Raw genomic sequence first — 19,793 nt, 5'->3', positions numbered from 1 at the left:
TTGATCTCCACCAGTGCTTTTGTCCTCTTCGGATTAACGTGCATAATTTATTAAAATATATCCTGAATTTCACCAACTATTTTTCAGTACATTACCAAAATTAAAGATAAATGGACTCCTGCTGAACTTAACGGAGAAAAAGTTCGTTACAGATTTCGAATTCCTTTAACAATTTCTTTTAATCAGAAATAACAGAAAAACTATCCGCCAATCATTTTCTTTATTGCATTCAGCTTCATCAAAGCTTCAATGGGAGTTAATGTATTGATGTCGATTTTAGTTAATTCTTCTTTGATGCTTTCCAGAACCGGATCGTCTAACTGAAAGAAAGAAAGTTGGATATTTTCTTCCGTAACGCGCTTGATCTTTTCAGAAGAACCTCCGCTTTGGGAACGGCTTGCTTCCAGCGTTTTCAGAATTTCACTGGCTCTGTTCACGACTTTGGAAGGCATTCCCGCCAGTTTTGCCACATGAATACCGAAACTGTGTTCACTTCCTCCCGAAACCAGTTTTCTTAAAAAGATAATATTTCCTTTATTCTCCTGAATGGAAACGTGGAAATTTTTCACACGCTCGAAACTTACGGTCATTTCATTCAGCTCGTGATAATGCGTTGCAAACAACGTTTTTGCCTGAGTCGGATGCTGATGAAGATATTCCGCAATAGCCCAAGCAATAGAAACTCCGTCATAGGTAGAAGTTCCGCGCCCGATTTCGTCGAGTAAAATTAAACTTCTCTCGGAAATATTATTCAGAATATTCGCTGCCTCGTTCATTTCCACCATAAAAGTCGACTCTCCAGCAGAAATATTATCCGTTGCGCCAACTCTTGTAAAAATTTTATCCAAAATCCCGATTTCCGCATGTTTTGCCGGAACAAAACTCCCTATTTGCGCCAAAAGACAAACAATCGCCGTCTGTCTAAGAATTGCCGATTTACCCGCCATGTTCGGTCCGGTTACCATGATGATCTGCTGAGAATCTTTATCTAAGAAAATATCATTCGGAATGTATTTTTCGCCTAAAGGAAGTGCATTTTCAATAATCGGGTGTCTTGCTTCTTTTAAATCGATGGCAAAACCGTCATTCAAAACAGGCTTGGTATAACTCTCAGAAACAGCCAGTTCCGACAAACCAACGGCAACATCCAACTGTGCAATAATTTTAGAGTTTTCCTGAATCTGATCAATATGAACCATCGTTTTGGAACACACATTTCTGTACAGTTCGTTTTCTAAAACTCCGATCTTCTCTTCAGCTCCAAGAATCTGATTTTCATATTCTTTCAGTTCTTCTGTGATGTAGCGTTCTGCATTTACCAGCGTCTGTTTTCTCAGCCAGTCATTTGGAACTTTATCTTTATGGGTGTTTCGAACCTCAATATAATAGCCGAAAACATTGTTGAAATCAATTTTCAGACTTGAAATTCCTGTTCTTTCGATTTCTCTTTGGCACATTTCGTCCAGAAAACCGCGACCTTTGGATTGTAATCCTCTCAAACGGTCTAATTCTTCGGAAATTCCTTCTTTAATAACGTTTCCTTTAGATAAATTTACAGGAAGCTCATCATTCAGATGGTTCTGAAGGCATTTTATCAATTCATCCTGATCGTACAAAGGATCCAGCCAAGCCAAAATGTCGGCATGAGGATGAAGCAACGCTTTGATTTTATGAATATTAATTAAACTCTGGCGAAGATATCCCAGTTCTTTCGGTGAAATTTTTTCCGCCGCCAGTTTTCCCATCAGTCTGTCTAAATCGGAAATCGACTTTAAGAGCTGTGAAATTTCATATTTAAGATGATCGTTTTCATTTAAAAAATCAATTAAAGACAATCTCCTGTTGATTTCATCCACTGATTTTAACGGCAGGATAATTCTTCTCCTCAATAATCTTCCTCCCATCGGAGTCGAAGTTTTATCGATAATATCTAATAATGATTTCCCCTGCGGATTGCTTGGATACACAATCTCAAGATTTCTCAATGTAAAATTATCCATCATCAGAAAGTCTTCCTGCGGAATAATCTGAATTTTGGTGATGTGAGACAGTAAATTATGATGGGTATCTTCCACCAAATAAGCGAAAATCGCTCCTGCTGCGGTAATTGCCAATGGCTGATTTTCCACTCCAAAACCTTTTAACGAACTGGTTTTAAAGTGATTCGTCAGTTTTTCGTAGGCAAAATTATACTGATACGCCCAGTCTTCAAGTTTAAAGGCATTTTTATTTTTAAGCTGTTCAGGAATCTGAACGCTTCGCTGATAAATAATCTCACTCGGATCAAATGTATTGACGATATGAAGCAGTTTTTCCAGATTTCCTTCACTCACCAGAAATTCTCCCGTAGAAATATCCACCAAGGCAATCCCGAATTTCTCTTTTTCTTTATGAAGGGAAAGAAGAAAATTGTTCTTTTTTGAATTTAGGACCTGATCATTAAACGTAACTCCCGGTGTTACCAGTTCCGTGACTCCCCTTTTTACGATTCCTTTCACCATTTTCGGGTCTTCCAACTGGTCGCAGATCGCAACTCTCATTCCCGCTCTCACCAGTTTTGGCAGGTAAGAATCTACCGAATGGTGCGGAAATCCTGCCAGTTCGATATGACCTTCACCGTTGGCTCTTTTCGTTAAAACAATTCCTAAAATCTGTGACGTTCTTACGGCATCCTGCCCGAAAGTTTCATAAAAATCCCCTACTCTGAATAGCAAAAGTGCATCCGGATATTTCGCCTTGATGGTATTGTACTGCGTCATTAACGGGGTTTCTTTCTTCGCTGCCTTTGCCATTACAATCGTTCTTAAGAATTAGGTCGGTAAAAGTATGAAATAAAATAGTAGAAGGAAAGTCTGAAACTTACAACTTAAAAAAAGAAATTTCTTTTATCATTAAGAATGTTTAGCCAAAGCTTCCGAACTTTTCTTATACGCCCACTTCTGTTTGTAATTCACCCACTTTGCTTTGAAAATCTTTCGCATAATTTTATCGGTATATCGCATGATAAAAACATGATACAGCATATTCGCGAAAACATTCGGTTTATTAGGCAATGCACGAAGCGACATTGAAAATCCGGGTTCTAAATATCGGTTAAAATGCCAGAACGCGCCGGGAATAAAAAGCGCATCGCCATGCTCCATGAAAATTTCAAAACCTTTGGCGTGTTTCAGGGCAGGAAATTTTTCATAGTCAGGATTTTCATAGTCTACATCATAAATGGTATGAACCGATAACGGAACTTTGTATAAAAAAGCGGATTGTTTCTGATCGAATAACAGAATTCTTTTCTTTCCTTCAAAATGAATGTGCAGAAAATCTCCCAAGTCCACATCATAATGCATCAGAACATGCGCTTCACTTCCCCCGAAGAACAAGGTCGGAAGACGTTTGAAAAATTTCATTCCCAAATCCGGATACGTAAAGTTTTTCAGCAGTTCTGGAAGCCGGTCTGTAATGATATAAAAGAAAATCCTGAGATCGGAAGGTTTACTTTTTATCGTATCAATATAATCCTTCATTTTCATTCTGGTAACCGGAGCATCGCTGCTTTTATTCGCGTCGGCAGGCTTATTATCATACAACGGAACTTCCTGTTCTCCAGCTTTTTCACGGATAAAATCGAAATTCCATTTGTCGAAGGCATCCCATCGGCTTGCAAAATTTTTAATCAGAAGCGGCTTGTGCTTTTTGAAATAATTTTTCTGGAAGTCTTCTTTACTGATGTCGTTAACAACATCTACACTTTCGAGAATCATTTGGTGTGTATTTTTTAATGTGAAATAAAAATAGTGTTTTTCTGAAATTTGGTGAAATTTTGAAGATAAATTAATATCGACTGGGTTTTTAAACTTGAATTTTATGGGATTTAAAATGAAGCAGAATTTCTTTAACGCAATGCTCGTAAAGATTTTTTTTCAATTTTTTCATGCATATTTATTTGATCGCGAAGGCACTTTGTTCAGCAAATGACAGCAATAAGCATTAGCTGAGTGAAACGCCATTGCGAACGGAAAATATCTGCAAGCATAGAAATTTGTGAACCTTGCGTTAAAAATAATCTCCTGCACTAAACCAGCACCCTTAAAATCATAATTTGTTAGATTTAAGATATGAATAAAGTCAGGATAAAATGAAAAAATTATATTTGTAAGACGAACGAAATCTATGAGAGTTTACAACACCAAACATTTCCTGAAAATCCTTTTCAGCTTACATAAAAGCGATACTTTAAAAATATTATTTCCAAGCATGATCCTCGTCGGATTGTATTCGTGGGGTGTAGAATATCTTGAAATTAAGCATTTCCGGCTTAATTCGAAATCGGGAATCAGCAATGTGGGTTTAATTCATTCTCTATTAGGCTTTGTGCTTTCTTTGTTGTTGGTTTTCAGAACAAACACAGCTTATGACCGATGGTGGGAAGGCAGAAAACTGTGGGGAAAACTGGTGAATGACACTCGTAATTTTGCCATAAAAGTCAATACTATTTTGGGAGACGACAGACAAAATGCCGAGCAAATTTCAAGATACTTAAAGTTCTTTCCTCACTTTTTAGCAAAACATTTATCTAAAGAATCTACCCGACTGGCTTTGGATGAAGATTATTCTGAAATCGAGAAAGAGTTGAAAAATCATGGTCCGAGTGAAATTATCATTCTGATGAGCCACAAATTAAATCAGTTAAAGAAAGAAGGAAAAATCTCAGATATTGAAATGTTGTACCTCGACACCCAACTTTCCGGTTTTCTGGATGTTTGCGGCGGTTGCGAGAGAATTAAAAATACGCCGATTCCGTATTCTTATTCATCGTTCATTAAAAAGTTTATCATTCTGTATGTTTTTGCGCTGCCGATTGCTTACGTTATCAATATCGGAAATTATATTATTCCGCTTACGGTATTCATTTATTATGTTCTGATGAGTCTTGAGCTGATTGCCGAAGAAATTGAAGATCCTTTTAATAATGACGAAAACGATATTCCGATGGAAACCATTGCCCAAAATATTGAGAAAAACGTTCATCAGATCATGGGTACTAAAAAATAACAAAATCCGTTTTTATCTGAAAATCGTAAATATTTATACCTAATTTTGACAAAAAAAATAAAATTGGTACAGAAATTAAAACTGGAAGAACTCAACAGAATTGATGTGGAAACCTTTAAATCGGTTGAGAAAATTCCTTTGGTAGTAGTTTTAGACAACATCAGAAGCATGCACAATGTGGGTGCAACGTTCAGGACGGCAGATGCGTTTTTGGTTCAGAAGATTATCCTTTGCGGAATCACGCCGCAGCCGCCACACCGCGAAATCCATAAAGCTGCTTTGGGAGCTACGGAAAGCGTAGACTGGAGTCATGAAAATGATATTAATACCGCCATTAATGATTTAAAATCTCAGGGATTTGAAGTCGTGGGAATCGAGCAGACGACCAACAGCCAGATGATCACGGATTTCACCATCGATAAAACAAAAAAATACGCGGTGATTTTAGGAAATGAAGTGGAAGGAATAAGCGATGAAGCGTTGCCGAATATTGATTCTTTCCTTGAAATTCCTCAGTTGGGAACCAAGCATTCTTTAAATGTTAGCGTTTGCGGAGGAATTGTGATGTGGGAATTTGCAAAGGCTTTAAAATAAAAAAACTGCATATGTCTAAGAGACAGTGCAGTTTGAAATAAATCTAATAAAAAGTAAAAATGAAAGGCGACAAAGATACCCTTTTTTTTTACACCAACAAATTTTAAAATTATTTTTTTTTATTTTCCTGAAAAAAAGTATCATTTTCGGAAAAAGTTTCGTTTAATTTTTTATAAATTAGCACAATGTTTATCAAGGATTATATCTCAAAAGACTTCCCGTGTTTCAGCCTTTCTGACTCGATAGAATCAGCGAGGGAAATGTTAGAGGCATTTGGATATTCTCATATTTTCATCAAAAAATCCCATCATTTTTATGGTGCAATTGCACAGGATTTCCTGTATGAAGAGGAAGGGACGCTGAAAAACCTCGAACATCAGATCGAGCGTTTTGCCATTCTGGAGGATAACAATATTATGGACAGCATCAGAATATTCTATACCTTCAATTCCAACGTGATTCCTGTTATTAATAAATCCGAAAAATATTTGGGATACATCAGTTGTGAGGATATTTTTCAGGATTTTTCAAAATATCCGCTGTTTTCCGAATCGGGAGCCATTCTTACGGTTGAAACGCCGGCAAGAAAATATTCGATGACGGAGATCGCCAATATTGTGGAAAGCAATAATTCCAAATTTTACGGCGCGTTTATCAGTTTCATGTCAGATGAAGTGATTCAGGTGACGATAAAGATCAGCAATGAAAATCTGAGTTCTATTGATGAAACATTCGACCGATATGATTACCGCATCGTACAGAAGTACTATTCTGATGAAAAATCAGACTTATTGCAGGACAGATTCGGGTTTTTCCAGAAATTCATAGAAATATAAAAACTAATGAAGGCAGCCATTTATTCTCAGAAAAAAGATCTTGATACTTTTTTATATTTAAGCAAATTTATTTCCGAGCTGGAAAGCAGAGGTGTAAAATCTGTTTTGTACGATGAGATGGCTGAAGCGCTTCAGTTTTCAAAGATTTTTGAGACATTTAATAATAAAAAAGACCTTCTGGAGAAAGAAGTGGATCTTTTCTTCACTTTTGGCGGAGACGGAACGATTGTGAATTCTCTCACCTTCATCGAAGATCTTGAAATCCCGATCGTTGGGGTAAATACCGGAAGATTAGGATTTCTGGCAAGCTTTACCAAAGAAGAAGCATTTAAAGAGCTGGATTCTATTCTGAAAGGCGATGTAAAAACAAGCCGCCGTTCTGTAATTCAGGTTGTTTCGCCTGTTCTGGAGGATTTTTTCCCGTATGCTTTAAATGATGTTACGGTTTCCAGAAAGGAAACCACTTCCATGATTACGGTAGATTCTTATATTAATAATGAATTTCTGAACGTTTTCTGGGGAGACGGTGTTATCGTTTCCACTCCTACCGGTTCTACAGCGTATTCTTTAAGTTGTGGAGGTCCCATCATTTCTCCGAACAACGAAAACTTCGTCATCACTCCTATCGCACCCCATAATCTCAATGTGAGACCTTTGGTGGTAAATGACAGGGTTGAAATTAAATTCGGAGTTGAAAGCCGCGTTTCACAATATTCTCTTTCTCTGGATTCGCGGTTGATTCATATCGAAACAGATCAGGAAATTGTGATTAAAAAAGCGGATTTTCAGATATTACTCGTTCAGCCAAATAACTTAAGTTTCTACGAAACCATCCGCCAGAAGCTACTTTGGGGAAGAGATAAAAGAAATTAAGAATATTTTAAAAATTATTACCTTTACAGGAATTTAAAAACACCCTAATAATTTATATTAAAAAGCAAAACATGAGCAGAATTTTCCCGGCAGGAGTTGCCACAGGTCAATTAGTTACTGATATTTTTCAGCATGCTAAAGAAAACAAATTTGCATTACCAGCAGTAAACGTAATTGGTTCCAGCAACGTAAACGCGGTTTTGGAAACTGCAGCAAAACTAAACTCACCTGTTATCATTCAGTTCTCTAACGGAGGAGCTGCTTACAACGCAGGAAAAGGGTTAAGCAACGACGGACAGAAAGCCGCTATTTTAGGAGCTGTAGCCGGAGCAAAACATATCCATACCCTTGCAGAAGCTTACGGAGCAACGGTAATCCTTCACACAGACCATGCTGCAAAAAAATTATTGCCTTGGATCGACGGATTGATGGATGCTAACGAAGAATTCTACAAGCAGACAGGAAAATCTCTGTATTCTTCTCATATGCTGGATCTTTCTGAAGAATCTCTGGAAGAAAATTTAGAAATTTCAGCGAAGTACTTCGAAAGAATGGCTAAACTTCAGATGACTTTAGAAGTGGAAATCGGAGTTACAGGTGGTGAAGAAGACGGTGTAGACAATTCGGATGTAGACAATTCTAAATTATATACGCAGCCTGAAGATATCGCTTACACTTATGAAAAGTTAAAAGCTGTTTCTGATAACTTTACGATTGCAGCAGCTTTCGGAAATGTACACGGAGTGTATAAGCCAGGAAACGTGGTTCTTACGCCAAAAATCCTTGATAATTCTCAGAAATACGTTCAGGAGAAATTCGGAACCGCTGAGAAGCCGATTAATTTCGTATTCCACGGAGGTTCCGGATCTACTCTGGAAGAGATCAGAGAAGCAATTGATTACGGAGTAATTAAAATGAATATTGATACTGACCTTCAGTTTGCTTACACAGAAGGGATCAGAGATTATATGGTAAACAATATCGATTATTTAAGAACTCAGATCGGAAACCCTGAAGGAGAAGAAAAACCGAACAAAAAATTCTATGATCCAAGAGTTTGGGTAAGAAAAGGTGAGGAAACTTTCTCTAAAAGATTAGTTCAGGCATTTGAAGATTTAAATAACGTAAATACGCTAAAATAAAAATCATTAATGATAAATGATGATTGATAATTGATTTCTATTAAACAGTTTTTTCATCATTTATCGTTTATTTTTCATCAATTATATAAACAATATGGCATTCGAGTGGTTTAAAAGAAAAGCACAAAATATTACGACATCTACTGATGAGAAAAAAGACGTTCCCAAAGGTCTTTGGCATCAGACTCCATCAGGAAAAGTGGTGGAGCATGACGAATTGAAGAGAAATAACTATGTTTCTCCGGAAGACGGTTTCCATGTAAGAATAGGAAGTGCAGAGTTTTTTGAGATCCTTTTCGATGAAGGCAAATTCACGGAACTGGATGCCAATGTTGAAAGTATTGACATTCTGAACTTTAAAGATACTAAATCTTACACAGACCGTCTGAAAGAAGTAAAAGCTAAAACCAAACTTACCGATTCCATCAGAAACGCGGTAGGAACTGTAAAAGGAACTGAAATGGTGGTTTCCTGTATGGATTTTGCTTTCATCGGTGGATCTCTAGGTTCCGTAATGGGAGAAAAAATCAGAAGAGCGATCGATTACTGTATCGAGAAAAAACTTCCTTATATGATTATCTGCCAATCCGGTGGAGCGAGAATGCAGGAAGCAACGTATTCTTTGATGCAGTTGGCTAAAGTACAGGCTAAACTGGCTCAGCTTTCAGAAGCAGGACTTTTATACATCGCTTATCTTTGTGATCCTACTTTTGGCGGAATTACAGCTTCTTTCGCCATGACAGCAGATATCATCATGGCTGAACCGGGAGCTTTAATCGGTTTCGCAGGACCAAGAGTTATCCGTGAAACCATCGGAAGAGATTTACCGGAAGGTTTCCAGACTTCAGAATTCCTTCAGGAAAAAGGTTTTGTAGATTTTATCGTTAAAAGAACAGAAATCCGAGATACTGTTGCCAAAACAGTAAATTTATTAGCTGTAAAAGCATAATAATTGTAACAAAATAACACAATCTCTCTCTAATTAGGGAGAGATTTTTATTTATGAGAACTTTCAAGATATTTTTCAGCACTATCCGAAGTATGAGTTTTAAAAAGATCATCCGTCTTTTAACACTTGTTCTTCCTCATCCTGTTTTCTCATTGCTCAGTTTTCATGCCACCGTTCAGGCATACACCATTGCCCAGAAAAAATTTCCTAAAACAGCTTCCACCAACGGTGTGGGAAATGCATTCAGACACGCTCTTTGGTGCTGTTTTATTGCGATGTACTGCTCCAAAGTCTCCTCACCTCAGAAAGCGCTGAAATTCTGTAAAAGAATCACCGATATGCACGAAGAACTTTTTCCTAACAAGCCTCTGGAAACCAAAATGGATCTTCACAACAACAAATTCGGGATGAATTACTTTAAAGAACTGCTTCCTGGAGTTCACCGCCAGTTTTTCGAGAAAAGTTTTTTCATTGAAGGCTTAGAAAAGAAAATGAAAGATGCTAAAGTTCTGAAAAATCTGGACGATGATTTTGAAGGATTTCTGGTTTATCTGGATGAAAAATGAAAATGTGAAAAGTGAATTTCACTTCGCGAGTGAATTTAATACAATTAAAATTCACTATTCATCCGAAGGAAATTCATCATTGACACTTCCCTCTTTGTAATCTGGAGTTTTTTTGATAAGTTTAACCTATATTTAATTCTATCGAATGGTTCTCAGCAGAATTTGGTCGGCATTCATTATCATTGCCATTGCCATTGCAGGTATAAAATACGTTTCATCAGGCAACTACAAAACTATTTTCAATGATATGGTTGTAGGAAAAGGCGGTGATACCGTACAGATTGCCACTCAGAAAATGAATGCACTCTCTCCTCTTGTGCGCGACAGCCTCATGAAAAAGACTGATTTTGCGGACAGCAGGATTCATTATAAAACAGATTCTTTACAACAGGATGTAAAAGTGTACCGTGTTCAGGAATCGGATGGGGTAATCGGAACTTCTGAAACGGCAGTGAAAATCTGTCTCGGACTTATCGGAATCATGACTTTATTCATGGGGTTCATGAGTATTGCGGAAAAAGCAGGCGGAATCAACCTTTTAAGCCGATTAATTCAGCCTTTTTTCTCAAAATTATTTCCCGATATTCCTAAAAACCACCCCGCTTTCGGACATATGCTGATGAATTTCAGTGCCAATCTTCTCGGTCTGGATAATGCCGCCACTCCTTTTGGTCTAAAAGCGATGGAAAGTTTGCAGACTTTAAATCCGAATAAAGACACGGCAAGCAACTCTCAGATCATGTTTCTCTGTCTTCATGCAGGAGGAATGACCCTAATTCCGGTTTCCATCATTGCGATCCGCGCCTCGATGGGTTCAAAAACGCCGACGGATATTTTTCTTCCGTGCATGATCGCTACATTTGCGGCAACTTTGGCAGCCATGATCGTAGTTTCTTTATATCAGAAAATCAACCTTTTAAAACCTGTAGTTCTTGCTTACGTTGGTGGAATCTCTGCCATAATCGCGTTGTTGGTCTTGTACCTCACTCAATTAAGCAAGGATGAACTGGATGATTTCAGCAAAGTGCTAAGCAACGGTTTAATACTTTTCATATTTTTAGCCATTGTTCTTGGTGCTGTTTATAAAAAAATCAATGTTTTTGATGCTTTTATTGAAGGAGCAAAAGAAGGTTTTACAACCTGTGTAAAGATTATTCCTTATTTGGTCGGAATGCTGATCGCTATTTCGCTATTGAGAACTTCCGGAGTATTTGACGTAATTATCGATGGGATGAAATGGGTTGCTTATTCTGCAAATTTAGATTCGAGATTTGTAGATGGACTTCCGACCGCTTTAATCAAACCTTTGTCGGGTTCTGGAGCAAGAGGAATGATGGTTGATACCATGACAACTTTCGGCGCAGACAGTTTCCAGGGAAAATTGGCAGCGGTTCTTCAGGGAAGCTCAGACACGACGTTTTATGTCATTGCTGTTTATTTTGGAGCCGTAGCCGTAAAGAATACAAGATACACGGTAATCGCCATGCTTTTGGCGGATTTGGTGGGGATTATTACTTCTATTATATTAGCTTATCTGTTTTTCGCATAAGTATGAAAAATGATACTCGAAATATTTTTGAAAAATCTGCTGAGTTAGTTGGTGGATTACAAATATTTTTGTCTCCGTTTTTAATTGGAGTAGCTATTTCGGCAATAATATACTTTTCCAATCCTAATAATTTCACCCTTGTTATTGCGATTGTACTTCTTCTTTTAGCCACTGGTATCGGTATAAAATTAGCTACTAAGATTTACCGAAGTAAAGAAGGATCGATCGATTTTATATCTAAAACAGACTCAACCCCGGAAATTGATAAATTTTTAAATAAAGAAAAAAATGATCACAGATAAAGAATTTACCCTACGATTAATACGCCAGTTAACTCAGGCATTAGAAAAGCTTATTTTGGATAAACCTGAAGAAAGTTTAATGCAGAAAGAGCTTGATTTTGAATCTTTAATGAAAGACATTTTCAAGTTTGATTTTACAACGCTTTCATCAAAACCGAAAGAGGAAATCATAGAAATTGTTAATGAAAGACAGGAAAGAGACCATAAAGATTACTATGAAATGTTAGGAAATCTTTTCTATTTTAACGGAAAACAATCTGATAATAAAGATTTTTTAGATAAAGCAAAAACATTCTATGAACTGTATCTCCAAACCAGCGGAATATTTGCGCTTCCGGTTATTAACAGAATTTCAGAAATAAAAAAAGCACTTGAGTAAAGTGCTTTTGTATTTTTTAGAACGTAATTTTATATGATCCTGTGGAAGAAACACTCGCTTTTTCTGCTTTTACATATTTCTTAACCCACGATATCGCATTCGAACTGATGCAGGGATCAGAAGTTCCCCCCGATCTTCTCGCCGAAACAACGTTTCCTGCTTTATCTACAGTGTAAGCAATGGTAATCGTTCCGCTCGCTGTACAGCTATTCGCGGGCTGTGATCCACCTCTTCCCATCGTTCCGGGAATAAATCCTACCAGTTTTCTGTCGATTCCGACTTTACTGTCACCATTTCCATCACCCCCTAAAGGATCTCCTGCATTTCCGATTCCGTTTCCATCGCCTTGGCTTCCTGCTTTCGTTCCGCGTCCTCTGATCAGATTTCCAATGGCTGCGTTTCCTTTTCCGTCACCATTTCCAGTCTTGGAATTTGCGGTTGTAGCTCCTGATTTTTTAGTGTTTTTGGTTGCAGAGGTACCTGTGGAAGTCTTTTTAGTTTCTGCTTTGGATTCTTCTTTTTTTGGAACCGAAGTTTTAGCATTGTTTCCGGTTATGACCTTATCTTTCGCTTCTGTTTTTTTGGTTTCAGGCTGCGGATCCGGCTGGATAACCGTCTTGGTTTCAGGAACAGCGGTTTCTGCAGGTTCAGAAGCGACTTCTTCTGTCGCAGCAGCAAGGCTTCCCGGCTGATCCGCCGGTTCTTCTACCCCGTTTCCGTTTCTGTTATCTCCAAAATTTACCAACATGGTTGTAATAACTTCTGGCTGTTCATCGAGTTCCGGTTTCAGTTTATACAGAAAAACAAATAAAAGAATGGCAGACCAAATGAGAATAGAAAGCACTGCGCTTTTTATCCTGTCTCTGTTTTGCTCATCTTTACTGATTATATGGCTTCTCATTTTAAAATGCTCCTTACTTCGAAGAGTTATTTATCTTTAACGGTTGCAATGGCAATATTGAATTTATGTTTCTCGGCAATTTCCATTACAAAAACCACGTCTTTATGGAGGGTATTTTCGTCTGCTCTTATGGTGAAAGATTTATTCGCCTGACCTGTTAATTTATTGACAATGGTCTGTTCCAATTCTCCCTTGTTCACAGGATTATCGTCTGCAAAATAAGACCCATCCGGTTTTACGCTCACCACTAAAGGATTCGGAATATTGTCTGCTGCGGTATCTGCTTTCGGCAATTTTACATCGATCGCACTTTGGTTGGCTGCCGAAGAAGTTACCATAAAGAAGATCAGCATCAGCAAGATAACATCTGTCATCGCTGCCAAACTGAATTCCGGGTTTGCTTTATTTCTTCTCTGAATTTTCATCTGTTGATTCTGATTTTATGTTTGTCAGATGGAACCTTTCGGTTTCATAAGAAAAAATTATAACGGTTTATTGATAAGGTCTAAAAATTCTCCGGACATGTTTTGCGCCTTCAAAACAAATTTATCAATTCTTGTTAATAATAAATTGTAAAAAAAGTTTGCCGGAATTGCTACAGCAAGACCTACTGCTGTTTGTCCCAATGCAGTATAAATACCTTCAGACAAAGTTTTCGGAGAGAAAGAACCCGTTGCATGAGACAAATTGAAGAATGCGATAATCATTCCGATTACCGTTCCCAATAACCCCAACATCGGAGCTATACTTGGAACCACCGCCAAAAGATTCAGATTTTTTTCCATGTTGGCAACCTCAACCTGAGCCTGAGATTCCATCGCACTTACGATATCCGAAACAGGGCGCCCCAGTCTTGAAATTCCTTTTTCTAAAATTCTGCCTTCCGGAGAATTTTGTCTTTTACAGTAATCTGCCGCAGACTCTATTTTACCATCTCTGATAAAATCTTCGATATTATCCATAAAATTGGCATCTGTTTTTGAGGTTAATCTTTTAATAAAGAAAAAGCGCTCAAAGAAAAGATATACGGAAAATACACCGAGCAACAACACGGTTACCATCACTATTTTAGCGAAAGCTCCTCCGTGGAACATGATTTTCCAAAATGAGAATTCTAAATCGTCTGCCGCTACTGAAGGTGCAGCAACCTGGGCAAATAAAATCTGAGTAAGTTCCGTTAACAGCATTAAAGTGTATTTTTATAAAAGTTGTAACGACAAAAGTAATGGAATATTATGAATTGAACTCTTAAAAATTGCTTAAAAACAACTTAAAGTTTGTTATTTTCATAAACAGCAAATTTCTTTCCAAAAATGATTTGAAAAGAAATCTGATATAAAAATGGGGACAAATAAAGATGATTAATCTTCGTCTACCTCAATTTCTTCCTGCTTGAATTCACATTTTAGCCTGAAAGGAATCGGCGTGTCTGATCCTGTGTAGAAATCATCAATCGTTCCTTTCCAGATTACCTGAAGTTCTCCTTCTTCATTTTTCTCAAACTGAAGCTCATTATCATAAATAAAGGCTTCCTCGTCATCGAAAAGATCTACTTCGGTATATGTATCTTCATCAGAATCATTAATCGTAATGGTTTTTCCTTCTATTTCCGCGGAATCGATAGGGAAATCGAACACTTCAAGAGAAAGCTGCGGAAAGTTGTACTGTAATGAATCATCCTCTACATGATCCAGACTGTCATCCGTAATAATTTCAACTTCCAGAAAATGTTGTTGGTTGCTGTAAACCGCCTTGCAATAAGTATTTCTGATATTGTACTTTAGCGTTTCGTCCGGATGGTAAATTTTTAAAATCCCTTTCATTATTTCTTAAAAAAAAGAGCGGTAATAATATGATTGTTAAACGTTTTCAACAAAGATAAAAAATAGATTGAACGTGAAAAATTTTTTGAAAAGTATTTTTAAAAAATCTCTTTTAAATTAATATAACAAGCCTCTAAAATTTTAAACTTATAAAAAAGTGCCGCTATATGATAACGACACTTTTAAAAAATTTTAATTATTAAAATAAGTTATTCAATTTTTTCGGCTTTAAGCTGAGCCGTATTTAATCTTGCATTGCTTGGTGCATTTGCAGATTTTTCAAATTTCAGTTCAGAACCATTCCAGTGAACCGGTTTTCCTTTTGAGGAAGTATCTGCTTCATTATGAAGTACGGCAGTCATATTTTCGTCATAATCCTTTGAAAGAATTTCTTTCGGAACTGCAACATTTTCAAGACCTTTTCTCGTTCCTACAGCAATGTATGAGAATTTTACAGCATTGCTATCATCCGTTTTGGCACTGAATCCTGTTTTTGTAGGCTCCTGCTCAAGATAGATCTGAGAGCTTTTCCCGATCGGAGTAATGGTTACCACTACAGAATTTTCCGCAACCAGATCAGAGAATTTTCTGTCAAAAGAAACACTTACCCTTCCGCTCGCATCAAGAGTTGCGGTTCCTCGTGTATAAATGTCTGCAGTGGTTGATGTAGGAACATACGTTGTAACTCTTTCTGTGCTTCCGTCTACAGTACTTACATTAGCAATTACATTATTCGTATACGTGGCACCGTCCACATACATCCCGTAACGGCTTCCACTTGCGTTAATCCCGTAAACATTACCCCTAAAAGCAGCTCCCATAAGATCTCCTACTCCCATTACCCCAAATCCTGCTGCCTCAGAACCCAACGCAGATCTACCTGTTCCTGTAGACATTGCGGCATTTCCATACACTCCTGCATTCGCAGAAGCAGATGTTCTGTATCCTAAAATTCCAAAAGTCCCTGCAACCTGTGAATTCCCCAATACTCCACCGGATCTGTCAACTGCTGCTGCACTTGAAACAGAAAGAACTTCTCCCAAAACACCAAAAATGTAGGCATCTGTAGAAGCTGTAGGTTCCGCATTCCCCATTGACCCGTAAAGAGTAGTATGTGCTAAAGTGGTTGCGGCAGAACTTGGTCCTGAATAGCCACTTCCTGAATTGCTTGCAGCAGCACTTCCTAAAACTCTATTCCCCCAAACTCCTGCTCTTCTTGTAGAAACATCTGCGGTTGCATCCGTAGATGTTGCTGTAGTAGTAGTAAATACTCCGGAAGCCGTTCCTGCTGAAAGCACACTAAAACCGCCTCCAGTAGAAGTAGTACCATCCATTTGTACTCTTACTCCATTTCCTGTAGAGTTTCCACTGTGAATAACTAAAATCCCATTACTTGTGGTTGCTGTATTTGTATTCTGTATTCTCAAACCTTCCCCTGTTCCATTATGATTAATAAAGGCTCCTAATGACGGATTAGTTGCAGCCATTACAACATTTAATCCCCGGGAATTTGTCGCTGTTCCATTTTGATTAATTACCAATGCCCTGTCCAAAGTAGCAGAACTCATATCAATATACATCCCTTTCGATCCTGTGCTGGATAAACTTCCCGTATCCGCAGCACTACTCGACTGACTTATGATTGCGCCAGGCTGATTGGTTGTTCCTGATTCCAAAATGTGAACTTTTGCAGAAGGAGCTGTTGTTCCGAATCCTGAATTTCCATTATTAAGAAGAGACATTCCACTTCCTGCAACATTACTTGGCTGAAACCTCGCAAAAATACCTGTTGCATTAGAAGGTGCTGCATTATTGATAATTCTCACCAATCCATTTGTTGAATTTAAGGCTGTACTTGTAGAAGTAATATCCAGTAAAGTTCCTGTAGTTAAAGCATTTGCTCTTAAAGTAAGAGGAGTCTGTGTACTTGCTGTGGTCCAATCCCAACTTTGTGCGAAATTCTTACTGTCTATCGAATTATTCTCTGTTCCGTCGATAAGTCCTGAAATCGGAGTTTTTGCAGCCGTCCCGAAATTATTAATAGCAACCCATTTTGCCAATCCGAAATTATAATAATAAAATCCCGGAGCTGTAAGATCTACGGTACTTGCCGTAAGACTGGTTGCTGCACTCGTTGCGTAAATCATCATAGAATTTTGAGAACTCCCCAGAAGAGGCTCCATATTTTTAATCTGATCTCCTGTTAATCTTGGAATTAAGATACCCTCCGGTCTTACACCATTGGTTTTAGAAACAATGTCAAAGGTTGTGTTTGGCGAAGTTGAATTTATTCCAACTTGGGCATAAAAAGCCGAAATGCTTGAGAAAGCAATTGCCAGGTTAAGTAGTTTTTTAGTCATATCAATTAAAATTATATTTTCACATTAAATTAAACAATAATTAAAATAATTCACAACACTTTTACTTATTATTTAATTAATCGCTAATATAGAAAAAAACTAATAACACAAAACATATCATACGAATAATTATTTTTTTTTACACATATACTAATTATATATAAATTTTTAAAGTAATTAAGCAATCAATAACACATTTTTACCAAATCATCTAACTTTAAATTAAAAAAACACAATTATCAATATTATTTTATGCGTAAGATGTGATTTGAGGTAAATATTTTCATTAAAATAAATTAAAAACAAATAATTTTCTTGTTTATAATCTTAATTTTAGTTGATTGAAAATTTACGTTGATATTATATTTATTTTTGTTCTCTAAAGATTCCGGAATGAAAAACATCATATCAAAAAGTATTTTAGGATTAGGTCTGATCATCAGTTTAGGTTCATGCAAAAAATCCGATTCGCCTTTAACAAAAGTAACACCATCCAATCTGGATTCTATTGCTTCCAATTATTATGAACAGTATTTGAAATTATATCCTCTGGATGCGACTTCGCAGGGAGATTTGCGTTATAACGATCAGCTTCCTATTAACATCGATAAAGATTTCATCTCCGGAGAAGTCGCTTTTTACCGTTCTGTAGAAAAGCAACTGGAAAACGTGGATTATAAAAATCTTTCAGACGAAGATAAGGTAGTTTATGATGTACTGAATTTTACGTTAAAAGATAAAATTGAAAACTATAATTACCATCCGGAATATATTCCTTTTACACAATTTGGCGGCCTGCCGCTTAATTTTCCTTTGTATGGAAGCGGAGAAGGAAGCCAGCCTTTTAAAACAGAGAAAGATTATACCGACTGGCTGAAAAGAATGGAAAAATTTCCGGAATGGATGAATGCAGCGACCGATAATTTCCGTGAAGGAATTAACAATAAAATGGTTTTGCCTAAAAAACTGGTAGTAAAGATGATTCCACAGATGAGAGCCGAAGAAATTACGTCTGCCGATCCGGATAAAAACATTTTTTACGGACCGATCAGAAAGTTTCCGAAAAATTTCACAGACGAGCAGAAAGAAAAATTCTCTAAGCTTTACAAGGATGCCATCGTGCAGAAAATTATTCCCGCTTATACTAAAATGGGTGACTTTTTAGAAAAAGAATATTTACCAAAAGCAAGATTAACAGACGGCTACAACAGCTTACCTAACGGAAAGGAAATTTATCAATATTATGCAAAAAGCTGGACCACAACGGATAAAACACCTGAAGAAATTAATAAGATTGGACTTCAGCAGGTTGCCATGCTCCGCGCTGAAATGGAAAAAGTAAAACAGCAGGTTGGTTTTACGGGTACACTGGAAGAATTCATCAATTATGTAAAAACAGATCCGAAAGCAATGCCTTACAAGACTTCAAATGAAGTTTTGGCTGCATTCAACGGAATTTTAACGAAGATCACTCCAAAGCTGAAAACCATGTTCTCCGTAACGCCGAAAACGGGATTTGAGATCAGACAGACAGAAAAATTCAGGGAAGCAAGTGCAAGCGCAGAATATATACAGGGAACTCCTGACGGAAAAAGACCCGGGATTTTCTATGTTCCGCTTCCCGATCCTTCAAAATTTAATGTGACATCAGGAATGGAATCTTTGTTCTTACATGAGGCGATTCCGGGACATCATTATCAGGTTTCTTTGCAGCAGGAAAATACCAAACTGCCAAAATTTATGAGATTTGGATGGTTCGGAGCTTATGGTGAAGGATGGGCGCATTACTGCGAAACTTTAGGGCCTGAATTCGGGCTGTACACAGATCCTTATCAGAAGATGGGCTACCTGAGCGACCAAATGCTAAGAGCAGTAAGACTGGTAGTAGACACGGGTCTTCACACGGGAAAAATGACCAGAGAACAGGCAATCAAATATTTTCTAAGCAATATTTCTTATGACGAAGCCGGAGCAACAGCCGAAGTGGAGCGATATATGGCAATGCCGGGACAGGCTTTAGGCTACAAAATCGGTTCGCTGAGAATTCGTGAGCTGAGAGAAAAATATCAGAAAGAACTGGGAAGTAAATTTAATTTAGCCAAATTCCATGATGAAGTTTTGAGCCAGGGTTGCCTTCCTTTGGATGTTCTGAACAGGAAAATGGAACTTTGGGCAAAAAAACAGAAATAATTTTTGCAGGTATCCAAAAAACGCAAAGTTTTTCATTGATTTTTATTTTTTAAATGTAAAATTTGTCTAAACTTTTTCACCACAAAAAATGCAAAAGATTGTAACACTTTAGCTGTTTAAGCTTAATCCTTAAATGGAAAGAAAGAGCACATAAGTTAAAAAAATCAAAGATTTTTTCTCTTTGAAGGCTTTTGAAATACTTTAAATAAATCCAATAATGTCTTTTGTCTCTTTTGAAGTTAAATTTAAAATGAGTTTAAAAAACTTAAAATTTGCGCCT

18 protein-coding genes are annotated in these 19,793 nt (G+C 37.3%); 11 read left to right on the top strand and 7 right to left on the bottom strand.

Annotated features, from left to right (window positions below; genetic code table 11):
* Window positions 1-200 precede the first annotated feature (200 nt).
* Both mutS and DD829_RS12100 read right to left on the bottom strand, forming a co-directional pair.
* Complete coding sequence (gene mutS, locus DD829_RS12105; RefSeq protein ID WP_108411238.1) at window positions 201-2,792, bottom strand: DNA mismatch repair protein MutS; 2,592 nt, start codon at window positions 2,790-2,792, stop codon at window positions 201-203.
* Between the two features lie 99 nt (window positions 2,793-2,891).
* The gene (locus DD829_RS12100; protein ID WP_087711948.1) at window positions 2,892-3,758 is read right to left on the bottom strand and encodes a cupin-like domain-containing protein; all 867 of its coding nucleotides are present in this window, start codon (window positions 3,756-3,758) and stop codon (window positions 2,892-2,894) included.
* A gap of 409 nt (window positions 3,759-4,167) precedes the next feature.
* Here DD829_RS12100 and DD829_RS12095 point away from each other — a divergent pair, with 409 nt between their 5' ends.
* From DD829_RS12095 to DD829_RS12050, 10 genes are all read left to right on the top strand, one after another.
* Complete coding sequence (locus DD829_RS12095; protein ID WP_108411239.1) at window positions 4,168-5,049, top strand: bestrophin family protein; 882 nt, start codon at window positions 4,168-4,170, stop codon at window positions 5,047-5,049.
* A gap of 63 nt (window positions 5,050-5,112) precedes the next feature.
* Window positions 5,113-5,643: an RNA methyltransferase gene (locus DD829_RS12090; RefSeq protein WP_108411240.1), complete on the top strand. Its 531-nt coding sequence runs from the start codon at window positions 5,113-5,115 to the stop codon at window positions 5,641-5,643.
* Window positions 5,644-5,903: 260 nt separating this feature from the next.
* On the top strand, window positions 5,904-6,479 hold the full coding sequence (locus tag DD829_RS12085) for a CBS domain-containing protein (RefSeq protein WP_228408181.1): 576 nt from the start codon (window positions 5,904-5,906) through the stop codon (window positions 6,477-6,479).
* 6 nt (window positions 6,480-6,485) lie between these two features.
* Entirely contained in the window at window positions 6,486-7,352 is an 867-nt protein-coding gene (locus DD829_RS12080; RefSeq protein WP_076394067.1) for an NAD kinase, read from the top strand.
* A 71-nt stretch (window positions 7,353-7,423) separates the two neighbouring features.
* Window positions 7,424-8,494 (top strand): class II fructose-bisphosphate aldolase, encoded by a 1,071-nt coding sequence (fbaA, locus tag DD829_RS12075; RefSeq protein ID WP_108410372.1) that lies wholly within the window; start codon window positions 7,424-7,426, stop codon window positions 8,492-8,494.
* Between the two features lie 94 nt (window positions 8,495-8,588).
* Window positions 8,589-9,443 (top strand): acetyl-CoA carboxylase, carboxyltransferase subunit beta, encoded by an 855-nt coding sequence (accD, locus tag DD829_RS12070; RefSeq protein ID WP_108410373.1) that lies wholly within the window; start codon window positions 8,589-8,591, stop codon window positions 9,441-9,443.
* A gap of 53 nt (window positions 9,444-9,496) precedes the next feature.
* Complete coding sequence (locus DD829_RS12065; RefSeq protein WP_087711959.1) at window positions 9,497-10,009, top strand: DUF6973 domain-containing protein; 513 nt, start codon at window positions 9,497-9,499, stop codon at window positions 10,007-10,009.
* A gap of 145 nt (window positions 10,010-10,154) precedes the next feature.
* Window positions 10,155-11,558, top strand: a complete 1,404-nt coding sequence (locus tag DD829_RS12060) for a nucleoside recognition domain-containing protein (RefSeq protein ID WP_076394075.1) — start codon at window positions 10,155-10,157, stop codon at window positions 11,556-11,558.
* Between the two features lie 2 nt (window positions 11,559-11,560).
* Complete coding sequence (locus DD829_RS12055; protein ID WP_108410374.1) at window positions 11,561-11,860, top strand: hypothetical protein; 300 nt, start codon at window positions 11,561-11,563, stop codon at window positions 11,858-11,860.
* A complete protein-coding gene (locus DD829_RS12050) occupies window positions 11,847-12,239 on the top strand; it encodes a hypothetical protein (protein ID WP_076394079.1) in 393 nt (130 codons plus the stop codon). The genes DD829_RS12055 and DD829_RS12050 overlap by 14 nt, the downstream gene beginning before the upstream one ends.
* Before the next feature lie 16 nt (window positions 12,240-12,255).
* Here the strand turns inward: DD829_RS12050 and DD829_RS12045 are convergent, their stop codons facing one another.
* The 5 genes from DD829_RS12045 to DD829_RS12025 form a co-directional block, all read right to left on the bottom strand.
* On the bottom strand, window positions 12,256-13,140 hold the full coding sequence (locus DD829_RS12045; RefSeq protein WP_108410375.1) for a ferric siderophore ABC transporter substrate-binding protein: 885 nt from the start codon (window positions 13,138-13,140) through the stop codon (window positions 12,256-12,258).
* A gap of 26 nt (window positions 13,141-13,166) precedes the next feature.
* Window positions 13,167-13,565, bottom strand: a complete 399-nt coding sequence (locus DD829_RS12040) for an ExbD/TolR family protein (RefSeq protein ID WP_108410376.1) — start codon at window positions 13,563-13,565, stop codon at window positions 13,167-13,169.
* Window positions 13,566-13,622: 57 nt separating this feature from the next.
* On the bottom strand, window positions 13,623-14,327 hold the full coding sequence (locus DD829_RS12035) for a MotA/TolQ/ExbB proton channel family protein (protein ID WP_087711968.1): 705 nt from the start codon (window positions 14,325-14,327) through the stop codon (window positions 13,623-13,625).
* A 174-nt stretch (window positions 14,328-14,501) separates the two neighbouring features.
* Window positions 14,502-14,963, bottom strand: a complete 462-nt coding sequence (locus DD829_RS12030) for a hypothetical protein (protein WP_076394087.1) — start codon at window positions 14,961-14,963, stop codon at window positions 14,502-14,504.
* Window positions 14,964-15,172: 209 nt separating this feature from the next.
* Window positions 15,173-17,323, bottom strand: a complete 2,151-nt coding sequence (locus DD829_RS12025) for a hypothetical protein (protein WP_108409916.1) — start codon at window positions 17,321-17,323, stop codon at window positions 15,173-15,175.
* Window positions 17,324-17,716: 393 nt separating this feature from the next.
* Between DD829_RS12025 and DD829_RS12020 the strand changes: the two genes are divergently transcribed.
* Entirely contained in the window at window positions 17,717-19,513 is a 1,797-nt protein-coding gene (locus DD829_RS12020) for a DUF885 domain-containing protein (RefSeq protein ID WP_108408803.1), read from the top strand.
* Window positions 19,514-19,793 lie beyond the last annotated feature (280 nt).

The sequence above is a fragment of the Chryseobacterium sp. HMWF035 genome, assembly GCF_003094695.1.
Lineage (GTDB): Bacteria > Bacteroidota > Bacteroidia > Flavobacteriales > Weeksellaceae > Chryseobacterium > Chryseobacterium gambrini.
The sequence above is the reverse complement of the archived record's forward strand: the minus strand, read 5'-3'. Positions and strand labels throughout refer to the sequence as shown.